The sequence below is a fragment of the Microbacterium sp. MYb45 genome (assembly GCF_002979655.1).
In the GTDB taxonomy this organism is placed as follows: Bacteria; Actinomycetota; Actinomycetes; order Actinomycetales; family Microbacteriaceae; genus Microbacterium.
Genome location: NZ_PCPG01000001.1, coordinates 169496 through 187332, shown reverse-complemented (window position 1 = coordinate 187332; position 17837 = coordinate 169496). Strand labels below are relative to the sequence as shown.

At 70.1% G+C, this 17837-nt stretch carries 14 protein-coding genes; 6 read left to right on the top strand and 8 right to left on the bottom strand.

What is annotated here, in order from left to right; translation table 11 throughout:
- The first annotated feature begins 15 nt into the window (after positions 1 to 15).
- Complete coding sequence (locus CQ034_RS00905) at positions 16 to 1380, top strand: hypothetical protein (RefSeq protein WP_258133914.1); 1365 nt, start codon at positions 16 to 18, stop codon at positions 1378 to 1380.
- Here the strand turns inward: CQ034_RS00905 and CQ034_RS00900 are convergent.
- Positions 1326 to 4820, bottom strand: a complete 3495-nt coding sequence (locus CQ034_RS00900) for an ATP-dependent DNA helicase (RefSeq protein ID WP_105709610.1) — start codon at positions 4818 to 4820, stop codon at positions 1326 to 1328. The two genes, CQ034_RS00905 and CQ034_RS00900, sit on opposite strands and share 55 nt — an antisense overlap.
- Positions 4817 to 8038: an ATP-dependent DNA helicase gene (locus tag CQ034_RS00895; protein ID WP_105709609.1), complete on the bottom strand. Its 3222-nt coding sequence runs from the start codon at positions 8036 to 8038 to the stop codon at positions 4817 to 4819. Before CQ034_RS00895 ends, CQ034_RS00900 begins: the two co-directional genes overlap by 4 nt.
- A gap of 140 nt (positions 8039 to 8178) precedes the next feature.
- Between CQ034_RS00895 and CQ034_RS00890 the strand changes: the two genes are divergently transcribed.
- The gene (locus tag CQ034_RS00890; protein ID WP_029262039.1) at positions 8179 to 8403 is read left to right on the top strand and encodes a DUF3107 domain-containing protein; all 225 of its coding nucleotides are present in this window, start codon (positions 8179 to 8181) and stop codon (positions 8401 to 8403) included.
- Between the two features lie 7 nt (positions 8404 to 8410).
- Complete coding sequence (locus CQ034_RS00885) at positions 8411 to 8698, top strand: hypothetical protein (protein WP_105709608.1); 288 nt, start codon at positions 8411 to 8413, stop codon at positions 8696 to 8698.
- A 27-nt stretch (positions 8699 to 8725) separates the two neighbouring features.
- Here the strand turns inward: CQ034_RS00885 and CQ034_RS00880 are convergent, their stop codons facing one another.
- Positions 8726 to 9439, bottom strand: a complete 714-nt coding sequence (locus tag CQ034_RS00880) for a ferritin-like fold-containing protein (protein WP_105709607.1) — start codon at positions 9437 to 9439, stop codon at positions 8726 to 8728.
- A 195-nt stretch (positions 9440 to 9634) separates the two neighbouring features.
- On the opposite strand from CQ034_RS00880, the gene CQ034_RS00875 reads away from it, so the two are divergent.
- Positions 9635 to 11155, top strand: coding sequence for a DEAD/DEAH box helicase (locus tag CQ034_RS00875; protein ID WP_029262042.1), 1521 nt, complete (start codon positions 9635 to 9637; stop codon positions 11153 to 11155).
- 76 nt (positions 11156 to 11231) lie between these two features.
- Here CQ034_RS00875 and CQ034_RS00870 read toward each other — a convergent pair whose 3' ends face one another.
- Both CQ034_RS00870 and CQ034_RS00865 read right to left on the bottom strand, forming a co-directional pair.
- The gene (locus tag CQ034_RS00870) at positions 11232 to 12119 is read right to left on the bottom strand and encodes a DUF817 domain-containing protein (protein ID WP_105709606.1); all 888 of its coding nucleotides are present in this window, start codon (positions 12117 to 12119) and stop codon (positions 11232 to 11234) included.
- Positions 12120 to 12182: 63 nt separating this feature from the next.
- Entirely contained in the window at positions 12183 to 13055 is an 873-nt protein-coding gene (locus CQ034_RS00865; RefSeq protein ID WP_105709605.1) for a PHP domain-containing protein, read from the bottom strand.
- A gap of 99 nt (positions 13056 to 13154) precedes the next feature.
- Between CQ034_RS00865 and CQ034_RS00860 the strand changes: the two genes are divergently transcribed.
- Together CQ034_RS00860 and CQ034_RS00855 are read left to right on the top strand one after the other, a co-directional pair.
- A complete protein-coding gene (locus tag CQ034_RS00860; RefSeq protein ID WP_029262045.1) occupies positions 13155 to 14177 on the top strand; it encodes an endonuclease/exonuclease/phosphatase family protein in 1023 nt (340 codons plus the stop codon).
- A gap of 37 nt (positions 14178 to 14214) precedes the next feature.
- The gene (locus CQ034_RS00855) at positions 14215 to 15636 is read left to right on the top strand and encodes an aminopeptidase P family protein (protein WP_105709604.1); all 1422 of its coding nucleotides are present in this window, start codon (positions 14215 to 14217) and stop codon (positions 15634 to 15636) included.
- A gap of 24 nt (positions 15637 to 15660) precedes the next feature.
- On the opposite strand, the gene CQ034_RS00850 is transcribed toward CQ034_RS00855, so the two are convergent.
- From CQ034_RS00850 to CQ034_RS00835, 3 genes are all read right to left on the bottom strand, one after another.
- Positions 15661 to 16311, bottom strand: a complete 651-nt coding sequence (locus CQ034_RS00850; protein ID WP_105709603.1) for an alpha/beta family hydrolase — start codon at positions 16309 to 16311, stop codon at positions 15661 to 15663.
- Positions 16311 to 16808 carry a DUF4870 domain-containing protein gene (locus CQ034_RS00845; RefSeq protein WP_105709602.1) on the bottom strand — a complete coding sequence of 166 codons (498 nt, stop codon included), beginning with the start codon at positions 16806 to 16808 and terminating at the stop codon, positions 16311 to 16313. Before CQ034_RS00845 ends, CQ034_RS00850 begins: the two co-directional genes overlap by 1 nt.
- A gap of 272 nt (positions 16809 to 17080) precedes the next feature.
- A complete protein-coding gene (locus CQ034_RS00835) occupies positions 17081 to 17821 on the bottom strand; it encodes a general stress protein (RefSeq protein ID WP_105709601.1) in 741 nt (246 codons plus the stop codon).
- Positions 17822 to 17837: the final 16 nt, after the last annotated feature.

Below are 17837 nucleotides of genomic sequence, written 5' to 3'. Positions count from 1 at the left end.
ACCTACCCTGGGGGCATGGGACGCTCTCCTTTCACTCTAGCCGCGGCAGTGACCGCTGCTCTGCCCGGGGCGGAGGTCACGGGCGCCCGCAGCTTGAGCGCGGACGGCGACGCGCGGTTCGACTCGGCGGTGGCCTCACTCGCCGACGGTCGTGAGCTCGCGATCCGTGTCGCAGACGATGACGACACCGCGCGTGAGCTCGCTGCCGAGGCACTCGCGTTGCGCGCACTGACCGACGGCGCACGGGCGATGCTCCCCTTCCGCGCCCCGGCCTATATCGGGGAGACGCGACTCGGCGACGCCCGCGCCCTCGTGACCGAGCTCCTTCCCGGATTCCAGATCGAGGCCGCGCTGGTGCCGGCCGGGCGTGGCGCCGCCGAATCCATGGGGTCGTCGATCGCCGCCGTGCACGCCCTTCCGACCTCGGTCGTCCGCGGTTCCGGGCTCGCCACTCGCAGCGCCGAGGAGAGCCGCGCGGAACTGGAGCGCCTGATCGACACCGCCGCGGCCACGGGCCGCGTTCCGGCTCGACTCACGGTGCGCTGGCGCGATGCCGTCGCCGACGACGAGCTGTGGCGTTTCGAGTCCACCGTCATCCTGGGGGGCGTCCAGGCGACCTCGTTCCTGTTCGAAGACGACCCCGAGCGCGGTCCCGAAGTGGTCGGACTGGTCGGATGGCATGGACTCTCCGTCGGCGATCCGGCCCTCGATCTCTCCTGGCTCTCGGCAGCCCCGGACGCCGCCGCCGACGTGCACGCGGCATATGCCCGTTCGGTCGACCGGGCACCCGACAGCGGCCTGGAGGTGCGCGCGCGCCTGCTCGCGGAGCTGGAGTTCGCCCGATGGCTGGTCCACGGCGATTCGATGCGCCGGCCGGACATCGTCGACGATGCCGCCGCCCTGCTGGACGCACTCGCCGAGGGCATCCGCGACGACGACCTGAACGTCGTCGACTCTCGCGGGGTCGGTGTCGACTCCGCCCTCGACGCCCTCGACCGTGTTCCCCAGGACACCGCCGCAGAGATCGATACATCGATGCACACCGACGCGTACAACCCGGAAGAGCTGTGGGCCAACGCCCCCGACGAGTCGGACCCGGCGCAGACCGAGACCGCGCCCCACGAAGCACTCCCGGGCACCGCGACCGGCCGTCGCGCCGACGAGAGCGCGCACCGGGCGGAGATGCTGAACATCGAGACCGAGGACCTCTCCGGTGTCGCGAGCCTTTTCGCCGGCACCAGCGGAGTCGCCGGAGCACGCGAGGACTCGCACCCCCTCGCCCCGCGCGAGGACACGGATGACGACGCGGACGATTCCGACGAGGCTCAGCGCGCCGCGCGCGCGGCACTCCAGCGATGGAAGAGCTCTTCCTCCGAATAGACGCGGTCGCCCCGGATGATCAGATCGTCCGCCACGTAGTACAACGCCACGTCGATCTCCTCGAGCGGCACCTCGAATCGCCGATGATAGGCCAGGCGGTAGAGCGCGAGCTGCAGCATCCGTTCGTCGCGCTCCTGCGGTGTGCGCGGCGCCCGACCGGTCTTCCAGTCGACGATCTCGATGCGGCCGCCGCGGTCGGCGCGCCGGTACACCGCGTCGAGCTTGCAGATCACGATGTGCGCCTCTTCGCGCTCGTGCGAGCCGGGCAGTCCGGATCCGAGGGCGAAATCGATCTCGATCTCCACGGCGATCGGCTTCATCCCGCCCCATTCGCTGCGCTCGAACGTCGCCTGCAGGACAGCGAGATCAGCGGCGTCGGCGGCTGCACCCGACCCTTCGCGTACGGGGTCTGACCCGGTCTCGTCCTCGTCTATCTCCCAGAGCGCCTCGTCGACGCGACTGCCGACTCCGACGAGTTCGGACCGCTGCTCCACCCAGGCATGGAACAGGGTGCCGAGCCGCGTCTGCCGATAAGGGCGTTCCGGCATGGGGCGCACGATCGACGACAGTGTTCCCGAGAAGTCTGTGACGTAGTCCTTGAATCGCGAGGCGGGTACGCGCGTCGGGGCCTCGGCATCGGTTCCGCGCTGGCGGGCGGCGCGCTCAGCCAGCAGCCGTTCGAGCTCGATCGTCGGCTCGGCCGTCCCGGCGCGCATCGCCTCATCGACGGCTGTGGCGGCTGCGGTGACGACCGTCCTCCGCGCTCCCAGCGGATCGAGTGGCCAGCGGAGCGTGGACCCGGGACCGTCGTACGGATTGTCGTCCGGGTCCACCGTCTCGATCGGCTCGAGGCCGCGCACCTCGATCGCCTCGACGAGGAAGGGACTCGGCGTGCGCGGGGCCTTCTGACCGGCCCAGTGCGCACCGCTGAGGAGCAGATCCGTCCGCGCACGGGTGACCGCGACGTACGCGAGGCGCCGCTCCTCCTGCTGCTGATACGCGCGGTAGGCGTCCTTGAACCTCTTGAGCGCACCTCCGTGCGGATTCGCTTTCGTCGCACCGCCGGAGAGCGACGCCTGCGCGAGCTTCTGCCGCTTCGCGGGGTCGGCCTCGCCGCCCATGGCCTCGGCGGGGTCCCACTCGAAACGCGGCAACGCGTCCCTGTCGCCGCGCAGCGCGAACGGCACGACGCCGAACCCGAACCAGCCGGAGGTGTCGGAGACCCGGCTCGGAAGCTCGTCGGCGACCAACCGGACCACCGCGACCGCATCCCACTCCAGGCCCTTCGACCCGTGGATGGTCAGCAGCTGCACGACACCGGCCTCCGGCGGCTCCGGCCGCGGCATCAGCTCATCCGTGCTCTCGGCCTTGTCGAGCCAGGCGAGCAGGCTGCCGATGCTCCCGCGCTCGTCGGCGGCGAGGAACGCGCGCACCTCGTCGGCGAAGGCACGCAGCTGCGTGGCCGCGATGCGTGCAGGCCCCCTGGTCTCGTTGGCCGCGAGCTCTATGTCCAGGCGGAGCTCGAGCTCGATGAGCCGGATCAGCTCCGGGATCGGCTGCGACGAGGCGCGTCGGAGCCGTTCCAGCATCTCCCCCGCTGCTCTGACCCGCGCCCGCCCGTCGGGGGTGATCGATTCGAGCAACCGGTAGTCGTCGCGCACGGCGCGCACCACGTCGACCGCGTCGATTATCGACACCGCCTCGTCCGCGCCGCGGGAGGAGCGCAGCCGCGCGCGCACCTCCTCCGGCAGGGGCGCCATCGCGGTGTCGCGCTCCGACAGCGTGCGCCCCAGGTCGTACAGGGCCGCCATGTCGGCGACGCCGACGCCGAACCGGGGGCCGGTGAGCAGGCGGATCAGCGCGGACCCCGCCGTGGGGTCGTGCACGACGCGAAGGGTCGAGACGACGTCGACCACCTCCGGTGTCGCGAGGAGTCCACCGAGGCCGAGGATGCGGTGCGGGATGCCGCGGCCGGCGAGCGCGGCCGCGAAGGTCTGCATGTGCCGCTTGGAACGGAACAGGATCGCGCCGGTGTGGGGTGTCGTCGCGTGACCCGCACCGGCCGCGCGCGCATCGTGCTCCGTCCGCCGTTCGGCGAACCAGTCCGCGACGGCCGCGGCCTCCTCGTCGACCGTGAACGGGAATCGCACGGCGACGGTGCCTTCCCCCGCCCCGGGGCGGGGTTCGAGAGGCGGGACATCCAGCCCCGGGCGCTGCAGCGGCTCGAGTACCCGGTTCGCGATGTCGAGGATGCCGCGGTCGTTCCGCCAGCTCGTCATGAGGCTGTACGTCGTCGCTGTTCCCGTTCCCGAGAACGTGCCGGAGAAGGCGTAGAGGTTGTCGGCGCTCGCACCCCGCCAGCCGTAGATCGACTGGTGCGGGTCTCCGACCGCCATCACCGCGGAATCGCGGAAGAGCTCGGCGAGGAAGCGCGTCTGGATCACCGAAGTGTCCTGGTACTCGTCGAGGAGCACGACGCGATGCTGCTCGCGGAGCTCTGCGCGGACATCGGGAGCGGACTCGACGATGTCGTAGGCGCCACTGACCTGATCGGCGAAGTCCAGCACGCCACGACGTTCCTTCTCGTCGATGTAGTCACGCACCAGGCGTGCGAGCGTCGGCAGACTGAGCAGGTTGACCGCCGCCTTCTCGACATCGCCGTTGCTTCGATACGGCTCGAACGCGAGGGCCTGCTCCCCCGCGATCCGCTCGGCCAGGGCGAGGTCGACGCGATGATCGAGGGCGTCACCCGCGAGCCGCTGCACTGCGTCGATGATCGTCCCGAGCGCATAGTCGATGTTCTCCAGCTCGGGCAGATCGCTGCGGAGCACCACTTCCCGCGCGAGCATCCAGGAGGCTGCCTGGCTGAGCATCGCGACGTCGGGATCCCGCCCGATCCGTGCCGCATGTTCCCGGACGATGCCGTCGGCGAACGCGTTGTAGGTCGAGACGCGCGGCCGGACCATGAGGTCTTCCGCCGATCGGGGCGTCGCCGGATTCCAGCCGGTGCCGTGGTGCGCGGCCAGCTCGTCGAGCACATGCGTGCGCACGAGCTCGCGCTGGCGGCCCGGCACCGCCTCATCGACACGACGAAGTGCACCGCTCCGCACGATCTCGGGCAGATGCGGCAGGAGTCCCCGGCGTCCGTATTCGTCGATGACCGCGAGCCGGTGTCCGATCCGTTCAGCGAGCTCGCCCGCCGCCTTCCGCGTGAACGTCAGGCCGAGGATCTCATCTCTGCGCACGTGTCCGTTCGCGACCAGCCACACCACGCGCCCCGACATCGTCTCGGTCTTGCCGCTGCCGGCACCTGCCACGACCAGCGCCGGCTCCGGCGGAGCCTCGATCACGCGTTGCTGAGCAGCTGTGGGCGAGGGCTGGCCGAGCGCGGCGGCGATGTCGGTGGCGGAGAGGCCTTCGCCGCCGTTCCACGCCGTCATGAGCTCACCGCCGGCACCGTGTGGATTCGGCACGGATACACGCGGCGCTGCGTGTCTGCGCAGTGCGACTCCACCTGCGCGGTGAAGCTCGATGCCGACATACCGCGCGCCGCATCCGATACCCGCCGCAGGAAGGCGGAGCGCGACTCGTCGCTCAGCGTGTGCTGATGGGCGATCCGGTAGTCGCTCTTGGCGAGCGTCTTGGAGACGATCACGAGCCGCGCACCCGCCAGAGACGCCGACGGGGCACCCTCGACCAGCCCCTCCTGGACCGCCACCTGATAGGCGGCCAGCTGTGCGTGCTCGGCGACGCCGGAGTCGGATTCGGGGTCGTTCTTCCCGGTCTTCAGGTCGACGACGACCACGGGCCCTTCCGGTCCGCTCGACATCCGCTCCCAACCGCGTCCGCGAGCATGGGAGTGCTCGCCGGCCGCCGGCGGATAGGCCTCCACCCGGTCGATGTACCCGTGGATGACGGCCTGATTCGACCGGTCCTCCCCGACCGGGTGCACCGTCGGCACGGCATCGTCTCCCGCTTCGGCGGCCACGTCGACGGCGAAGCGGAACTCCATCTCGCTGCCGATCGCGCGGCCGCCCTCGCGGCGCACATCGCCGAGATAGGTGTGCAGGCGGCTCACGAGCACGTCTGCGCGCCGCCGCTCCTTGCGGCCGATCCACTCGGTCTCGAAGTCGAGTTCCGGCCAGTGCTCCTCGACGATCGCGCGCATCCGCTCCAGGTCACCATCGGGAACGCGCTCCATCGCCTCGTGCACGATCGTGCCGATGCCGGCGGTCGGAGGCATCACCGTGTCGCCACCGAGGGCCGAGACGACCCAGTTGAGGCCGCACTCCTCATAGGACTCCATCTTCGATGGCGAGACCCGTGCGCCGGTGACCGCGAGATCTCGCAGCGGAGCATCGGTCGAGGTCGGGGTCATCCCGTACCACTCCGCGGGGTCGGCGCCGGGCACCCCCTCGCGGGCGAGCACGGCGAGCTGCCCGGCGGCGTCTCGCCTGAGCGAGTCCGTGTGGGCGGTGGTGAGGCTGCGTCGATGCCGCGCGACCAGTCCGCGCAGGGTGAGCGGATGCTCCGCTGACGCGTGCCGTTCCGGTGGTTCCGGGGCCGGCAGGAACCCGAAGAAGGGACTCGGCGTGAGGTCGTCGTCATCGACCGCCGTGATCAGCAGGCGGTCTCGCGCACGGGAGACCGCGCGGACGAACAGGCGGAGTTCGTCGTGGAGCGCCGCCCGCCGGCGATCCAGCACACCGACGGGTTCGGTGCTGGTGCCGGTGCGAGCCGCGTGCATCGCATCCGCAAGCCGCCATGTCTGCAGCAGACCACCGCGCAGGCGCACGTTCGGCCAGATCCCATCCTGAACCCCCGCGACGACGACCGCGTCGAACTCCGTGCCGAGGGCCGTCGCGGGGGTCAGGAGCGTGACTCTGCCCGGGCGGTCGGGCGTCGACAGCGAATCCTCGGGGACCTCGCTGTCGAGGATGTCGCGCACGAAGGTGTGCGGCTGCTCCTCGGGAGTACGCTCGACGAACCTCTTCGCCGCGTCGAAGAGCGCGACGAGGGCGTCGAGTGAGCGCGCCGTCTCGGCGCCGGTCGGCAACTGCGAGATCTCGCGCCAGGCGACCCGGAGCCGGCGACCGTCCACGGCGCGGGCCTGGTCCCACACCCGCCACAGCAGATCGTGGATCGTCTCCCCCTCGGCGGCCGCTCTGGCCGTGGCTTCGATCGTCTCGGCGAAGCGCTCTGCCGTACGCGACTCCGGCGCGTCGATGAGGGTCAGGTGCGCAGGGTTGGCCATGGCCTGCCGCAGCAGTTCTCGCGCGGGCGTCGCGCCGCCCTGTTCGAGCTCGATATGCCGGAGCCGGGCACGGAGGCGCCGCAGTCCGATCGCGTCCATCCCTCCGAACGGGGTGCGCATGGCCTCTTCGAGCGCCTCGGAGGTGCGTTCCTCGATCGGGGTCAGCGCCAGGCGCACGATGCCGACGATGTCTCGCACGATGCCCTCGCTGCCGAGCGGACGCTGCACTCCGGCGGCGCGGGTGGGGATCTCTCGGGCGGCGAGTTCGGTCTCGAGGGTCGTCACCTGTCGGGTGTCGTGGGCGATGACGGCCATCCGTTCCCAACGGATCCCCTCAGCGAGATGCCATTCCCGCATCACTCCGGCGATGCGATCGAGCTCCTCGTAGGGCGAGGGTGCGACGAAGGTCGAAACCCGGGCGTCGATCTCCTCCGATGTCACCGGCACGGGAGCACGCCGGTGCTCCACCCTGCCGGAGACGCCGATCGCCTGCGTCACGGTCCGTGTGAGCGCGGTGAGCGCCGGCTGCTGACGATGCGCACCGTCGAGCACATGCACATCCCCGAGCGCGCCCGCGAGCTGGGCGAACAGCTCCGGGCTGGCCCCGCGGAAGGAACCGGACGAGATGTCGGGGTCACCGAAGGCCAGAACGGCGATGCCGCGGCCACGGAGGCTCTTGACCATCGCGATCCCACCCCGAGTGAGCTCCTGCGCGTCGTCGATCAGCACCACGCGCAGGGGCGCCAGGGGACCGAGCGTCGGCGCGTCCGCCCGCTGCAGGATCGTGCTCGCCTCACTGAGAAGATCCGCGGCGTCGCGGTGCGCCGAGCGCAGCGCATCGAGCACCGTCCGATATTCGACCAGGAACTCCGCCGCCGCGGTCCAGACATCATTGCCCGACGCACGGAGCTCTTCGGGGTGCACGCCGATCTCGGTGCACTCCGCCAGGAACGCCCGCAGCTCGGAACGGAATCCCTTCGATGCGCGCACGGAGGCGCTGAGGGCATCCGGCCAGGCGATGCGCCCGTCTTCCATGTCACCGACGAGCAGTTCCGCGATGATGCGGTCCTGGTCTGCGCCGGTGAGCAACGCAGGCGGTTCCGCGCCCTCGCGCACCATCGCCCCGCGGACGAGCTGGAAGGCGAAGGACCCGAGGGACCGCGCCAACGGGCCGGGGGTGGCCTGACCGATGCGCACGCCGATGCGATCTCGCAGCGCCGTCGCCGCCTGACGACTCGGGGTGAGCGCGAGGACCTCTTCGGGTCGCAGCCCTTGTGCGTCGAGCAGATGCACCACACGGTCGACGAGGGTGCGGGTCTTCCCCGTTCCCGGTGCGCCGATGATGACGCCCGATGCCGACGGCTCCGCAGCGATCACAGCTCGCTGCGCGGCATCCGATGTCATGTCCTCCACGCTATCCGGACGCGCGGACATCGGCGTGCGTCCTCGTCTGTGCGCTCAGGGCGAAACCACCGCGGTCGGCCGATCCGGCGCGAGGCGCGCGGGGTAGAGTTGGGCCAGTCCCCGATCTTCAAGGAGCACGCGTGGAAATCCGCATCGGCATCATCAACACCGGCCGTGAACTGAGCTTCGACACCGGCGTGAGCGCGGACGAGGTCCGCACCCAGGTCGCCACGGCGCTGGAGCAGAACGCGACGCACGTGAGCTTCGCCGACGTGAAGGGCAACTCGTACATCGTCCCGACCGCGAACCTCGCCTACATCGAGCTGGGCACCGAGGAATCGCGCCGCGTCGGCTTCGTCGCCTGATCCGACGATGTACATCCTCCTCGCACTCGTCGGAGCGTGCGCACTGGGAATCGCGGTGCACTTCCTGATCGCCGACCGCGAGCTGCGCGGGGTCGTCCTCGCCCCCGCCATCGCGACGGCGGCATCGGCGATCCTCTACACGGGCCTGCAGTGGCTGGGCGTCGGCGAGGACAGCATCTGGCTGTGGGTCGCGAGCGTTCTCGGCGCCGTCGCGATCGCCGCCGTCGGTACCCTGGCCATCACGGCACTGCGCAAGCGCTCCGACGCGACGGCCAGGACCGCACTGGGCATCTGACCCGGACACCCCGGCCCGCGAAGGTCTCTACGACGCGAGTCCCATCGCATCCATGCGGCGCGCGTGCGCTCCCATCAGCTCGGTGTACACCGGCTCGATGCGCGCGTCGTCGACGTCGAGCAACTCGGGTCGCAGGGCGGAGCGGCAGACGAGGATCGTGTCTCCGACCAGTCTGCGCGCCCACATCGACAGCAGCGAACGCCACTCCTCGTCGCTCTCGATCGTCTCCTGGATGATCGCGACGATCTCGTGGCCGGCGTCGTCCTCTCGCAGGATCTGCGCGACCCGGCGGCCGGTGTCGCCGTAGCTCGAGGCGAGCGCGAGGTAGAAGTCGTCGAGCATCCCCGCGGTGATGTAGACCGCCAGCAGGGTCTCACGCGGACGCGCACCGATCGTCTTGCGTCGGAACGCATCGAGGTGCTCGCGGAACGGCAGCATCACCTGTGTGGGATCCCCGCCGCGTTCCGCGATGACCTCGACGATGCCGCGGTGCTTCGTCAGCGCTGCCCCGGCCGCGCGCGATAGCGACTCCTTCTCGGACAGCTCCGGCGTCGCTCGGATGAGCCGGGTGAGCGTCTCAAAGTACCCCAACTGCAGGTAGGCCGCCTGGCCGAGGAAACGATCCAGTTCGGGGGCGAGTTCGGCGAAGTCGACGCGCGTGGCATCGCTCTGTTCCCCTCGACTGCGCAGGGCGAGGGTACGCCGCGGCGCGTCTTCGCGCTGCCAGAACCACTTAACCACGAGGTCTTCCTCCCGAGTTCGCCACGTCGTTCACAATACCCGCGCCACGACCTCCTTCCGGGTCCCGACGACCCCTCGGGTAGGCTGGGCGTGTCCCCGCCGTCGGAGCGGGGCCCCGCGCCTGTGGCACAAGAGACGGCGTGGCTCCGTTTACGTGGCGATCCCCAGGCTCGCCGGACAGGCAATCTGAATAAAGTGACAACTTTCGCCGATCTCGGCATCGATCAGGACATCGTCGACGCGCTCGCCGCCAAGGGCATCGTCGACGCGTTCCCGATCCAGGAGCAGACCATCCCCCTCGGCCTTCCCGGCCAGGACATCATCGGCCAGGCGAAGACCGGAACGGGAAAGACCTTCGGGTTCGGCATCCCTGTGGTCCAGCGCCTCGGCAAGGACCCGGAGCACGGCGTCAAGGCGCTCATCGTGGTGCCGACCCGCGAGCTCGCGGTGCAGGTCTACGAAGACATCGACCTGCTCACCAGCAACCGTTCCACCAGCGTCGTCGCCATCTACGGCGGCAAGGCTTACGAGGGACAGATCGACCAGCTCAAGGCCGGCGCGCAGATCGTGGTCGGCACCCCCGGTCGCCTCATCGACCTCGCGGGCCAGCGTCTGCTCGACCTCTCGAACGCGACCGAGGTCGTGCTCGACGAGGCCGACAAGATGCTCGACCTCGGCTTCCTCGCCGACATCGAGAAGATCTTCCAGAAGGTCCCGGCGGTCCGCCACACGCAGCTGTTCTCGGCGACCATGCCCGGCCCGATCGTGGCACTCGCCCGCCGCTTCATGTCGAACCCGATCCACATCCGCGCGAACGACCCCGACGAGGGCCTGACGCAGGCGAACATCAAGCACCTCGTCTACCGCGCGCATTCGATGGACAAGGACGAGATCATCGCCCGCATCCTGCAGGCCGAGGGCCGCGGCAAGACCGTGATCTTCACGCGCACCAAGCGTGCGGCACAGCGCCTCGTCGACGAACTGGGCGACCGCGGCTTCAACGTCGGCGGCGTGCACGGCGACATGGGCCAGGATCAGCGCGAGCGCTCGATGGCCGCGTTCAAGGCCGGCAAGCGCGACGTGCTCGTCGCGACCGACGTCGCCGCCCGCGGTATCGACGTCGATGACGTGACCCACGTGATCAACCACACCATCCCGGACGAGGACAAGACGTACCTCCACCGCGCGGGCCGCACCGGCCGCGCGGGCAAGACCGGTATCGCGGTCACGTTCGTCGACTGGGAGGACCTGCACAAGTGGGCCCTCATCAACCGCGCCCTCGAGTTCGGCCAGCCGGAACCGATCGAGACCTACTCGTCGAGTCCGCACCTGTTCGAGGACCTCGACATCCCGCAGGGCACCAAGGGCCGTCTCGTTTCGGCTCCGAAGACCGAGTCGGTCAAGACAGAGCGCACGCGCCGTCCCGAGCGGGCTGCGGATGCCGCGGCTGAAGGCACCGACGAGGGTGGCACGCGCCGCCGTCGCCGCCGCCGCAACAGCACCACCCCGGTCGGTTCGACGTTCGCCGAAGGCGCCGCCGAGCCCACGTCGGGAGAGGGCCAGTCCGCGCCGGCAGCCGACCGTGGCGCCGAGGGCGCCGGCACGCACGATGGTGCGGGCAAGGAACACCACGACGGCAAGCCGGCCCCGGCCCGTCGTCGCCGGCGTCGTCGCGGCGGTTCCGGCGCAGGAGCGGCTCCGGTCACCGGAGCCTGACAGACCTCAGCACCTCACGAAGGGCGCGTGAAGCGGACGACCGTCCGGTTCACGCGCCCTTCGTCGTGCACCCGGGTCACACCGGTGCCTGAGCGGCCTGCCCACGTTGCAGCAACGCGGCGGGTACCTGCGGCGGATACACCCACGCGACGAGGACGACCGAGATGATCATCAGCAGGAACCACGAGGTCAGCTTGCTCGGAGACACCGGCTGCCAGCCCTCGGCCTGGTCCGGATACGCCCACGCACCCGCCCAGGTGCCGATGTTCTCGGCGAGATAGATGAACACGGCGACGCCAGCGAAGACGGCCAGGAGCGGTAGCCGGATCGTGCGACGCCACACGCGGGCGTGCATGACGGTGGGCAGCCACAGCAGCACGACGCCGACCAGCAGCACCCAACGCGCATCCCACCACCAGTGGTGCGCGAAGAAGTTGACGTAGATCGCGACCGCGAGGATCGCCGTCATCCACCGACGCGGATACCTCTCGAAGCCCAGGTCGAAGAGGCGGTAGACGCGCACCATGTACGACCCGACCGCGGCATACATGAAGCCGCTGAACAGGGGCACCCCGCCGATGCGCAGGAAGCCGTCCGCGGCGTAGGCCCACGATCCGACATCGGTCTTGAACAACTCCATCACGGTGCCGGTGATGTGGAACAGCACGATGACCCACAGCTCTCGACCGCTCTCCAGCCGGAAGGCCAGCATCGCGAGTTGGATGAGCACCGCGGCGATCGTGAGCGCATCGTTGCGGGCGAGCGCCGCATCGTCGGGGTACCAGAGCCGCGCTGCGACGATCGCGACGAGCAGTGCCGCCCCGAAGATGCACGCCCATGCCTGCTTCAGCACGAACACCCCGAACTCGATCAGGCCGGCGCGGATTCCGTGCGCCGGGGCGCCGCGGAGGAGCTGGTGAGCGATCGCATCGACGCGCCGCTCCAGGGAAGTCGCTCGCTGCATGCCTCGGACGGTATCGGTCGCCGTCGACAGCCGGCCGGGAGATGACCGACAGAATGCCGAGGATCAGGGATAACGCGGGGAGATGCCGGTCCCGCGTGCTAGGAGCCGCGCGACCATCTCGTCGGACGTGGTGTTCTCGCCCGGACGGTTGGGTTTGCCGCTGCCGTGATAGTCGCTGGAACCGGTGATGATGAGGTCGTGCTCGGCGGCGATCTCGCGGAGCTTCCGCTTGCCGGCCTCGGTGTTCTCGCGATGGTCGATCTCGAAGCCACCGAGGCCGGCGGCGATCAGTCGTTCGATGAACGGCACCGGCATCATCCGGTCGCGGCCCGACGTCACGGGGTGCGCGATGACGGCCACTCCCCCGGCCTGGGTGATCAGACGTACGGCGGTGAGGGGATCCGGCGCATAGTGCGGCTCGTAGTACCCCTCGCGCGGGTGCAGGATGCCGTCGAACGCCTCGGTCCGGTCGCGGACGATACCGCGGGCGATCAGCGCGTCGGCGATGTGGGGGCGCCCCACCGTCGCGTCCAGGTTCGTCTGCGCGACGACGTCCTCCCAGTCCAGGTCGTAATCCCGGCCGATGTTCCGGACGATCCGCTCGGCACGGCCGATCCGGTCTCCGCGGATGCGATCGGTCTCGGCGCGCAGGGCCTCGTTCTCGGGGTCGAAGAGGTAGCCCAGCACATGCACGCTGCGCCATTCGTGCTTGGCCGAGAGCTCCATGCCGGGGATGAAGGTCATTCCGAGCGCGACGGCCGCATCGCCCGCCTCGGCCCACCCGGTGGAGCGATCGTGGTCGGTGAGCGCGGCCGTACGGATCCCGTGCGCATGAACCTGCCGCATCACCTCGGCCGGAGACTCCGTGCCGTCGGACTGGTGCGAGTGCAGGTGCAGGTCGGCGGGACCGGTGAACCCGGCGGACGGAGTGGCCATCCTCCGAGCGTACCGAGCGCGACCGTCGCCGGGCGCGGAGGCGCACGGAGAGGATGTCGGGGCAGGGACTTCACAGGCGGCGCTTCTAGGCTGGAGGGGATGTTTCGTCTACTGGGGATCCTCTTCACCGTCCTGCTCGCGATCGCGACGGCGATCGTGGTGTGGCCGCAGTTCTTCCACCTCGAGCAGACCTATCCCTTCGCCCAGCTCGTCTCCGTCCGCGGCCTGGTTCTCGGCGGCTTCCTCATCATCGTGGTGCTCGCCCTCCTGCTGTTGTTCGCGCGTCCGCTTCGCGGGTTCGCCGCGTCGGTGCTGATCGTCGCCCTGCTGGGAGCGAGCGCCACCGCACTGATCGGAGCCGGCAGGGGCTTCGGAGCGACCGCCCTTCCGGAGAAGACCGACAGCAGCGTCCGAGTGCTCACCTGGAACACCGCGGGCGAGGCCGTGTCGGCCGACGTGATCGCACAGCGGATCCTCGACCAGGGCGCGGACGTGGTCGCGCTGCCCGAGACCACCGAAGAGGTCGGTGAGCGGATCGCGATCATGCTGAGGGAGCAGGGGCACCCGATGTGGGTGCACCACGTGCAGTTCCGCCCCGATGTACAGGACGGACCGCAATCCTGGCAGACCACGGTCCTGGTCGCCCCCGACCTCGGCGAGTACTCCGTCATCGAGTCGGCGAAGGACGGCACCAGCAACACGGGTTCCGTGCCCAGCGTCGTCCTGATGCCGATCGACGGCGAAGGTCCCACGATCGTCGCCGTGCACGCGGTCGCACCGCGCATGGAAGAGATGCAGCAGTGGCAGACCGATCTGCAGTGGATCGCCGACCAGTGCCCGCAGGGGGACTTCATCCTGGCGGGAGACTTCAACGCGACGATCGACCACATGGCCGGTCTCGGCGTGGAGGGCGGCGACATCGGCTACTGCCGTGACGTGGCGGCGCGCACCGGCAACGGAGTCACCGGCACCTGGCCGAGCTCGCTCCCGCCGCTCGCCGGTGCGCCGATCGACCACGTGATGGCCTCGCAGAACTGGACTCCGACCGGCTCCGTCGTCCTCGACGACGCCGGCGGCAGCGACCACCGCGCGCTCGTCGTGCAGCTGGAGCCCGCCGGCTGAACTCCCGTGCACTCCCTGCAGATGACAGACTGGAGGGATGAGCACCGGAGAGCGCGACACGATCGCAGAACCCACCGTCGAAGCATCGGCCGAGAACAGCACCACGAACCGCAAGCAGCCGTTCCCCCAGGGCTTCCTCGACACCATCTCCACCGGCTGGGCCGAGCGCCCGGAGACCCTCCCGGCTCCCCGCGCACAGGCCTCCTACGCCGCCGTCCGCCGTGCTGCCGTCTCGGCCGCGTTCCCCGGCAAGCGCCTGGTGATCCCCGCCGGCTCCCTCAAGCAGCGCAGCAACGACACCGACTACGTCTTCCGGGCGCACTCCGCCTTCGCGCACCTCACCGGATGGGCGTCGGACGCGGAGCCCGACTCGGTACTGGTCTTCGCACCCACCGACTCGGGACATGACATCACGCTCTTCTTCCGTGAGCGTGCCGACCGGACGACGACCGAGTTCTATGCCGATGCCACGGTCGGCGAGTTCTGGATCGGCCCCCGCCCGTCCCTGGCCGGCGTCGCCGCCGACCTCGAGATCGCGACCGCCCACCTGGACGAGCTCGAGGCCGTCGCGGGCGAGCTGGTGCTCGAAGAGGACGACGCGCTGACCCGATTCGTCTCCGAGCTGCGCCTCATCAAGGACGAGTTCGAGATCGCCGAGATGCGCCGTGCCGTCGAGATCACGGCCGACGGGTTCGACGACATCATCCGCGAGCTCCCCGCCGCCGTCGCCCACGCCCGCGGCGAGCGCGTCGTCGAAGGAGTGTTCCACCGCCGGGCTCGCGAAGACGGCAACGGCGAGGGCTACGACACGATCGCCGCGTCGGGGCCCCACGCCTGCTATCTGCACTGGACGCGCAACGACGGCACGGTCGCCCCCGGCGACCTGATCCTGGTCGATGCCGGTGTCGAGGCCGACAGCCTGTACACCGCCGACATCACCCGCACGCTTCCCGTCTCCGGGACGTTCACCGAGGTGCAGCGCCGCGTGTACGAGACGGTGCGCGAAGCAGCGGACGCGGCCTTCGCGGCAGCCCGGATCGGTGTGCGGTTCCGCGATGTGCACGGCGCGGCCATGAAGGTCATCGCCGAGCGCACCGCCGAGTGGGGCCTGCTTCCGGTCACCGCCGAGGAGGCGCTCGATGCGGACAAGGGTGGCCAGCACCGCCGGTACATGGTGCACGGCACCTCGCACCACCTCGGCATCGACGTGCACGACTGCGCGCAGGCACGCCGTGAGATGTACTACGACGGCATCCTGGCCCCCGGCATGGTGTTCACGATCGAGCCCGGCCTGTACTTCCAGATCGACGACCTGACGGTTCCGGCCGAGCTCCGTGGGATCGGCGTGCGCATCGAGGACGACATCCTCATGACCGAGGACGGCCCGGTCAACCTGTCGGCGGACATCCCGCGCACGGCCGACGAGGTCGAGGCGTGGATCGCCCGGCTACAGGGCTGACACGGCACGTCGCCGAGTTCGCCGCTAGCGGCGTGTGAACTCGGCGACGATCGGCGCGAGAGATGCGCCGATCTCGGAGGCGGGACGCTTCTGTCCCTTCACCTCGAAGGTGTGGCCGCCGCCCTCGATCCAGACGACTCGGGCATCCTGACAGGACGCGACCGCTTCTTCGAACTGCGAGATCGGCTGGATGAAAGGGTCGTTCGTGCCCTCGACGAACAACTGCGGAACCGCGATGGCCGGCAGATGCTCCACGCGTGGCTTCTCGGGCCTGCCCGGTGGGTGCAGCGGATAGCCGAGGTACGCCAGGCCGTCGACGACGAGACCGTCCGCGACGGCCATCGATGCCATGCGTCCGCCGTAGGACTTACCCGTCGCCCACACCGAATTTCCCGGTTCCTGCGCGCGAGCGAACGCCACAGCGGCCCGCCACGTCGACATCGCGTGCGCCGCGGGCCCGGGCATCTTCCTCCCCTGCTCCACATACGGGAAGTTGAAGCGCAGGGTGGAGAAGCCGAGTCCGCCCAGGGCCTCCGTGAACCCCGTGAGGAACGGATGGTCCTTGCCGGTGCCGGCACCGTGCGCGACGAGCACCGTCACGCCGTTCCCGCCGGAGAACCAGTCCGCGCTGACCACGGTCGGCCCCGTCGGGAGATCGACCTGGATCGTCGTCATCAGGCGCGCGCGAAGGGGATGGCGAAGGGGACGCGCATGACGCCTCCCGAAGACACCCGCACCGTGCCGATGATCACGAGCACGACGTGCAGCAGCGAGACGGCGAAGTACAACGTGATGGGGATGCCCAGCGGGAAGAACCCGGTGGAGGCGTTGCCCTGAGAGGTCACGGTGATGAGCAGCACGAAGTGCATGACGAGGAGCACCGTCGACACCATCAGGTAGGTCAGTCCCCAGTTCAAGGCCGACCGCGCGTTCTCCGCAGCGGGTCCGCCGGTTCGACGCGCCGATCCCCCGCTGACAGCCATCGCGAGGCCCGACGCGAGCCCTCCGATGAACGGGAACGGGATGAGGACCAGGAAGCCGAGCGCCCACGGGAGCAGACCGCGTGCCGGCGCGACCGCAGGGGGGAACTGCCCGGGGTGACCGGGAGCGGGATACGTCTGCGACGGATAACCAGGTCCTGGGTACGCCGGCGGGACATACCCGGGCGGCACGGCAGCAGCCTGTTGACCGGGTGCCTGATGCGCAGGTACCTGGTACGCGGGGGCTGGGTATCCGGGTGCCGGGGTTCCGGGAGGCGGGTATCCCGGCGCCGGATATCCCGCGGGCGCCGTGGGGGCAGCGTATGTCTGAGCAGGCGGTGCGGGCGGCGCAGGGGGCACCGGCAGCGCACTCGGCGCCGGGGGCACAGATGGTGCAGGCGGCGCCGGGGGCGCAGGTGGCGGCGGCGGAGCGAACTCGCTCGGCTCGGGAGACTCGGGGAGCGTCATCGTCGGTCACCTTCCGGCGCATCCGAGCCGGGCACGATGCCGGGTTCGGGAGCGGGCAGCGGGGAGATCGGCGCCGCCTCGTCGGCAGCGGGCGCCGCCGGGCCGGCCTCAGGGGCGGGATCGCCCTCCGGCAGCTGCGGTTCCGCGACGGGATCGGCGGGACGCGGCGGGACCACGGGCTCCGCGGGCTCGGGAGTCGCCGCACCGGGCGTGATCCGCTCGCCGTACCGCGGCGGCTCGTCGAGGTTCACGGGCGGCCGCACGGGCGCTGTCTTCGTCGCGCCGAGCACCTGACGGGCCTTCGCGAGCGATGCCGTCTGCACCGTGACCTCGTAGTGGTCGGCCGCGAACTGCGTGACGCTCGCGAAGTCGCGCCGGCGACGCACGATCGCGTAGGTGACGAGACTCAGGAGCATGCCGAGTGCGACGCCGATGAAGACGAAGCCGACGAAGAGCTGGATCGGCACCTCGGGGTTGCCGATCACGAGGATCGCCGACAAGAACAGGCCGATCAGGACACCGTTGACAGCACCCGAACGCGCGGCCGCCGCATACCCCAGCTTTCCGGTCACACGCTCGACCGTGCGCACGCTCTGCCCGACGATCGCGATGTCCCGTGCCGGCACCTCCCCCGCGATCAGCTTCGACACCGTCTTCTGCGCGCTCTCGTAGTCGCGCGTCGAAGCGACCATCTCGCCGGTCTCGGTGCCGCTCGCGGGGCGGTTCAGCATACTCATCCGGCTATTCTTCCAC

Excerpts from the sequence above, each read along its gene's own strand:
- CQ034_RS00905 (WP_258133914.1), top strand. The coding sequence starts at position 16 with ATGGGACGCTCTCCTTTCACTCTAGCCGCGGCAGTGACCGCTGCTCTG.
- CQ034_RS00900 (WP_105709610.1), bottom strand. The coding sequence starts at position 4,820 with ATGACGGCGTGGAACGGCGGCGAAGGCCTCTCCGCCACCGACATCGCC.
- CQ034_RS00855 (WP_105709604.1), top strand. The coding sequence starts at position 14,215 with ATGAGCACCGGAGAGCGCGACACGATCGCAGAACCCACCGTCGAAGCA.
- CQ034_RS00850 (WP_105709603.1), bottom strand. The coding sequence starts at position 16,311 with ATGACGACGATCCAGGTCGATCTCCCGACGGGGCCGACCGTGGTCAGC.
- CQ034_RS00895 (WP_105709609.1), bottom strand. The coding sequence starts at position 8,038 with ATGACATCGGATGCCGCGCAGCGAGCTGTGATCGCTGCGGAGCCGTCG.
- CQ034_RS00865 (WP_105709605.1), bottom strand. The coding sequence starts at position 13,055 with ATGGCCACTCCGTCCGCCGGGTTCACCGGTCCCGCCGACCTGCACCTG.
- CQ034_RS00835 (WP_105709601.1), bottom strand. The coding sequence starts at position 17,821 with ATGAGTATGCTGAACCGCCCCGCGAGCGGCACCGAGACCGGCGAGATG.
- CQ034_RS00860 (WP_029262045.1), top strand. The coding sequence starts at position 13,155 with ATGTTTCGTCTACTGGGGATCCTCTTCACCGTCCTGCTCGCGATCGCG.
- CQ034_RS00870 (WP_105709606.1), bottom strand. The coding sequence starts at position 12,119 with ATGCAGCGAGCGACTTCCCTGGAGCGGCGCGTCGATGCGATCGCTCAC.
- CQ034_RS00885 (WP_105709608.1), top strand. The coding sequence starts at position 8,411 with ATGTACATCCTCCTCGCACTCGTCGGAGCGTGCGCACTGGGAATCGCG.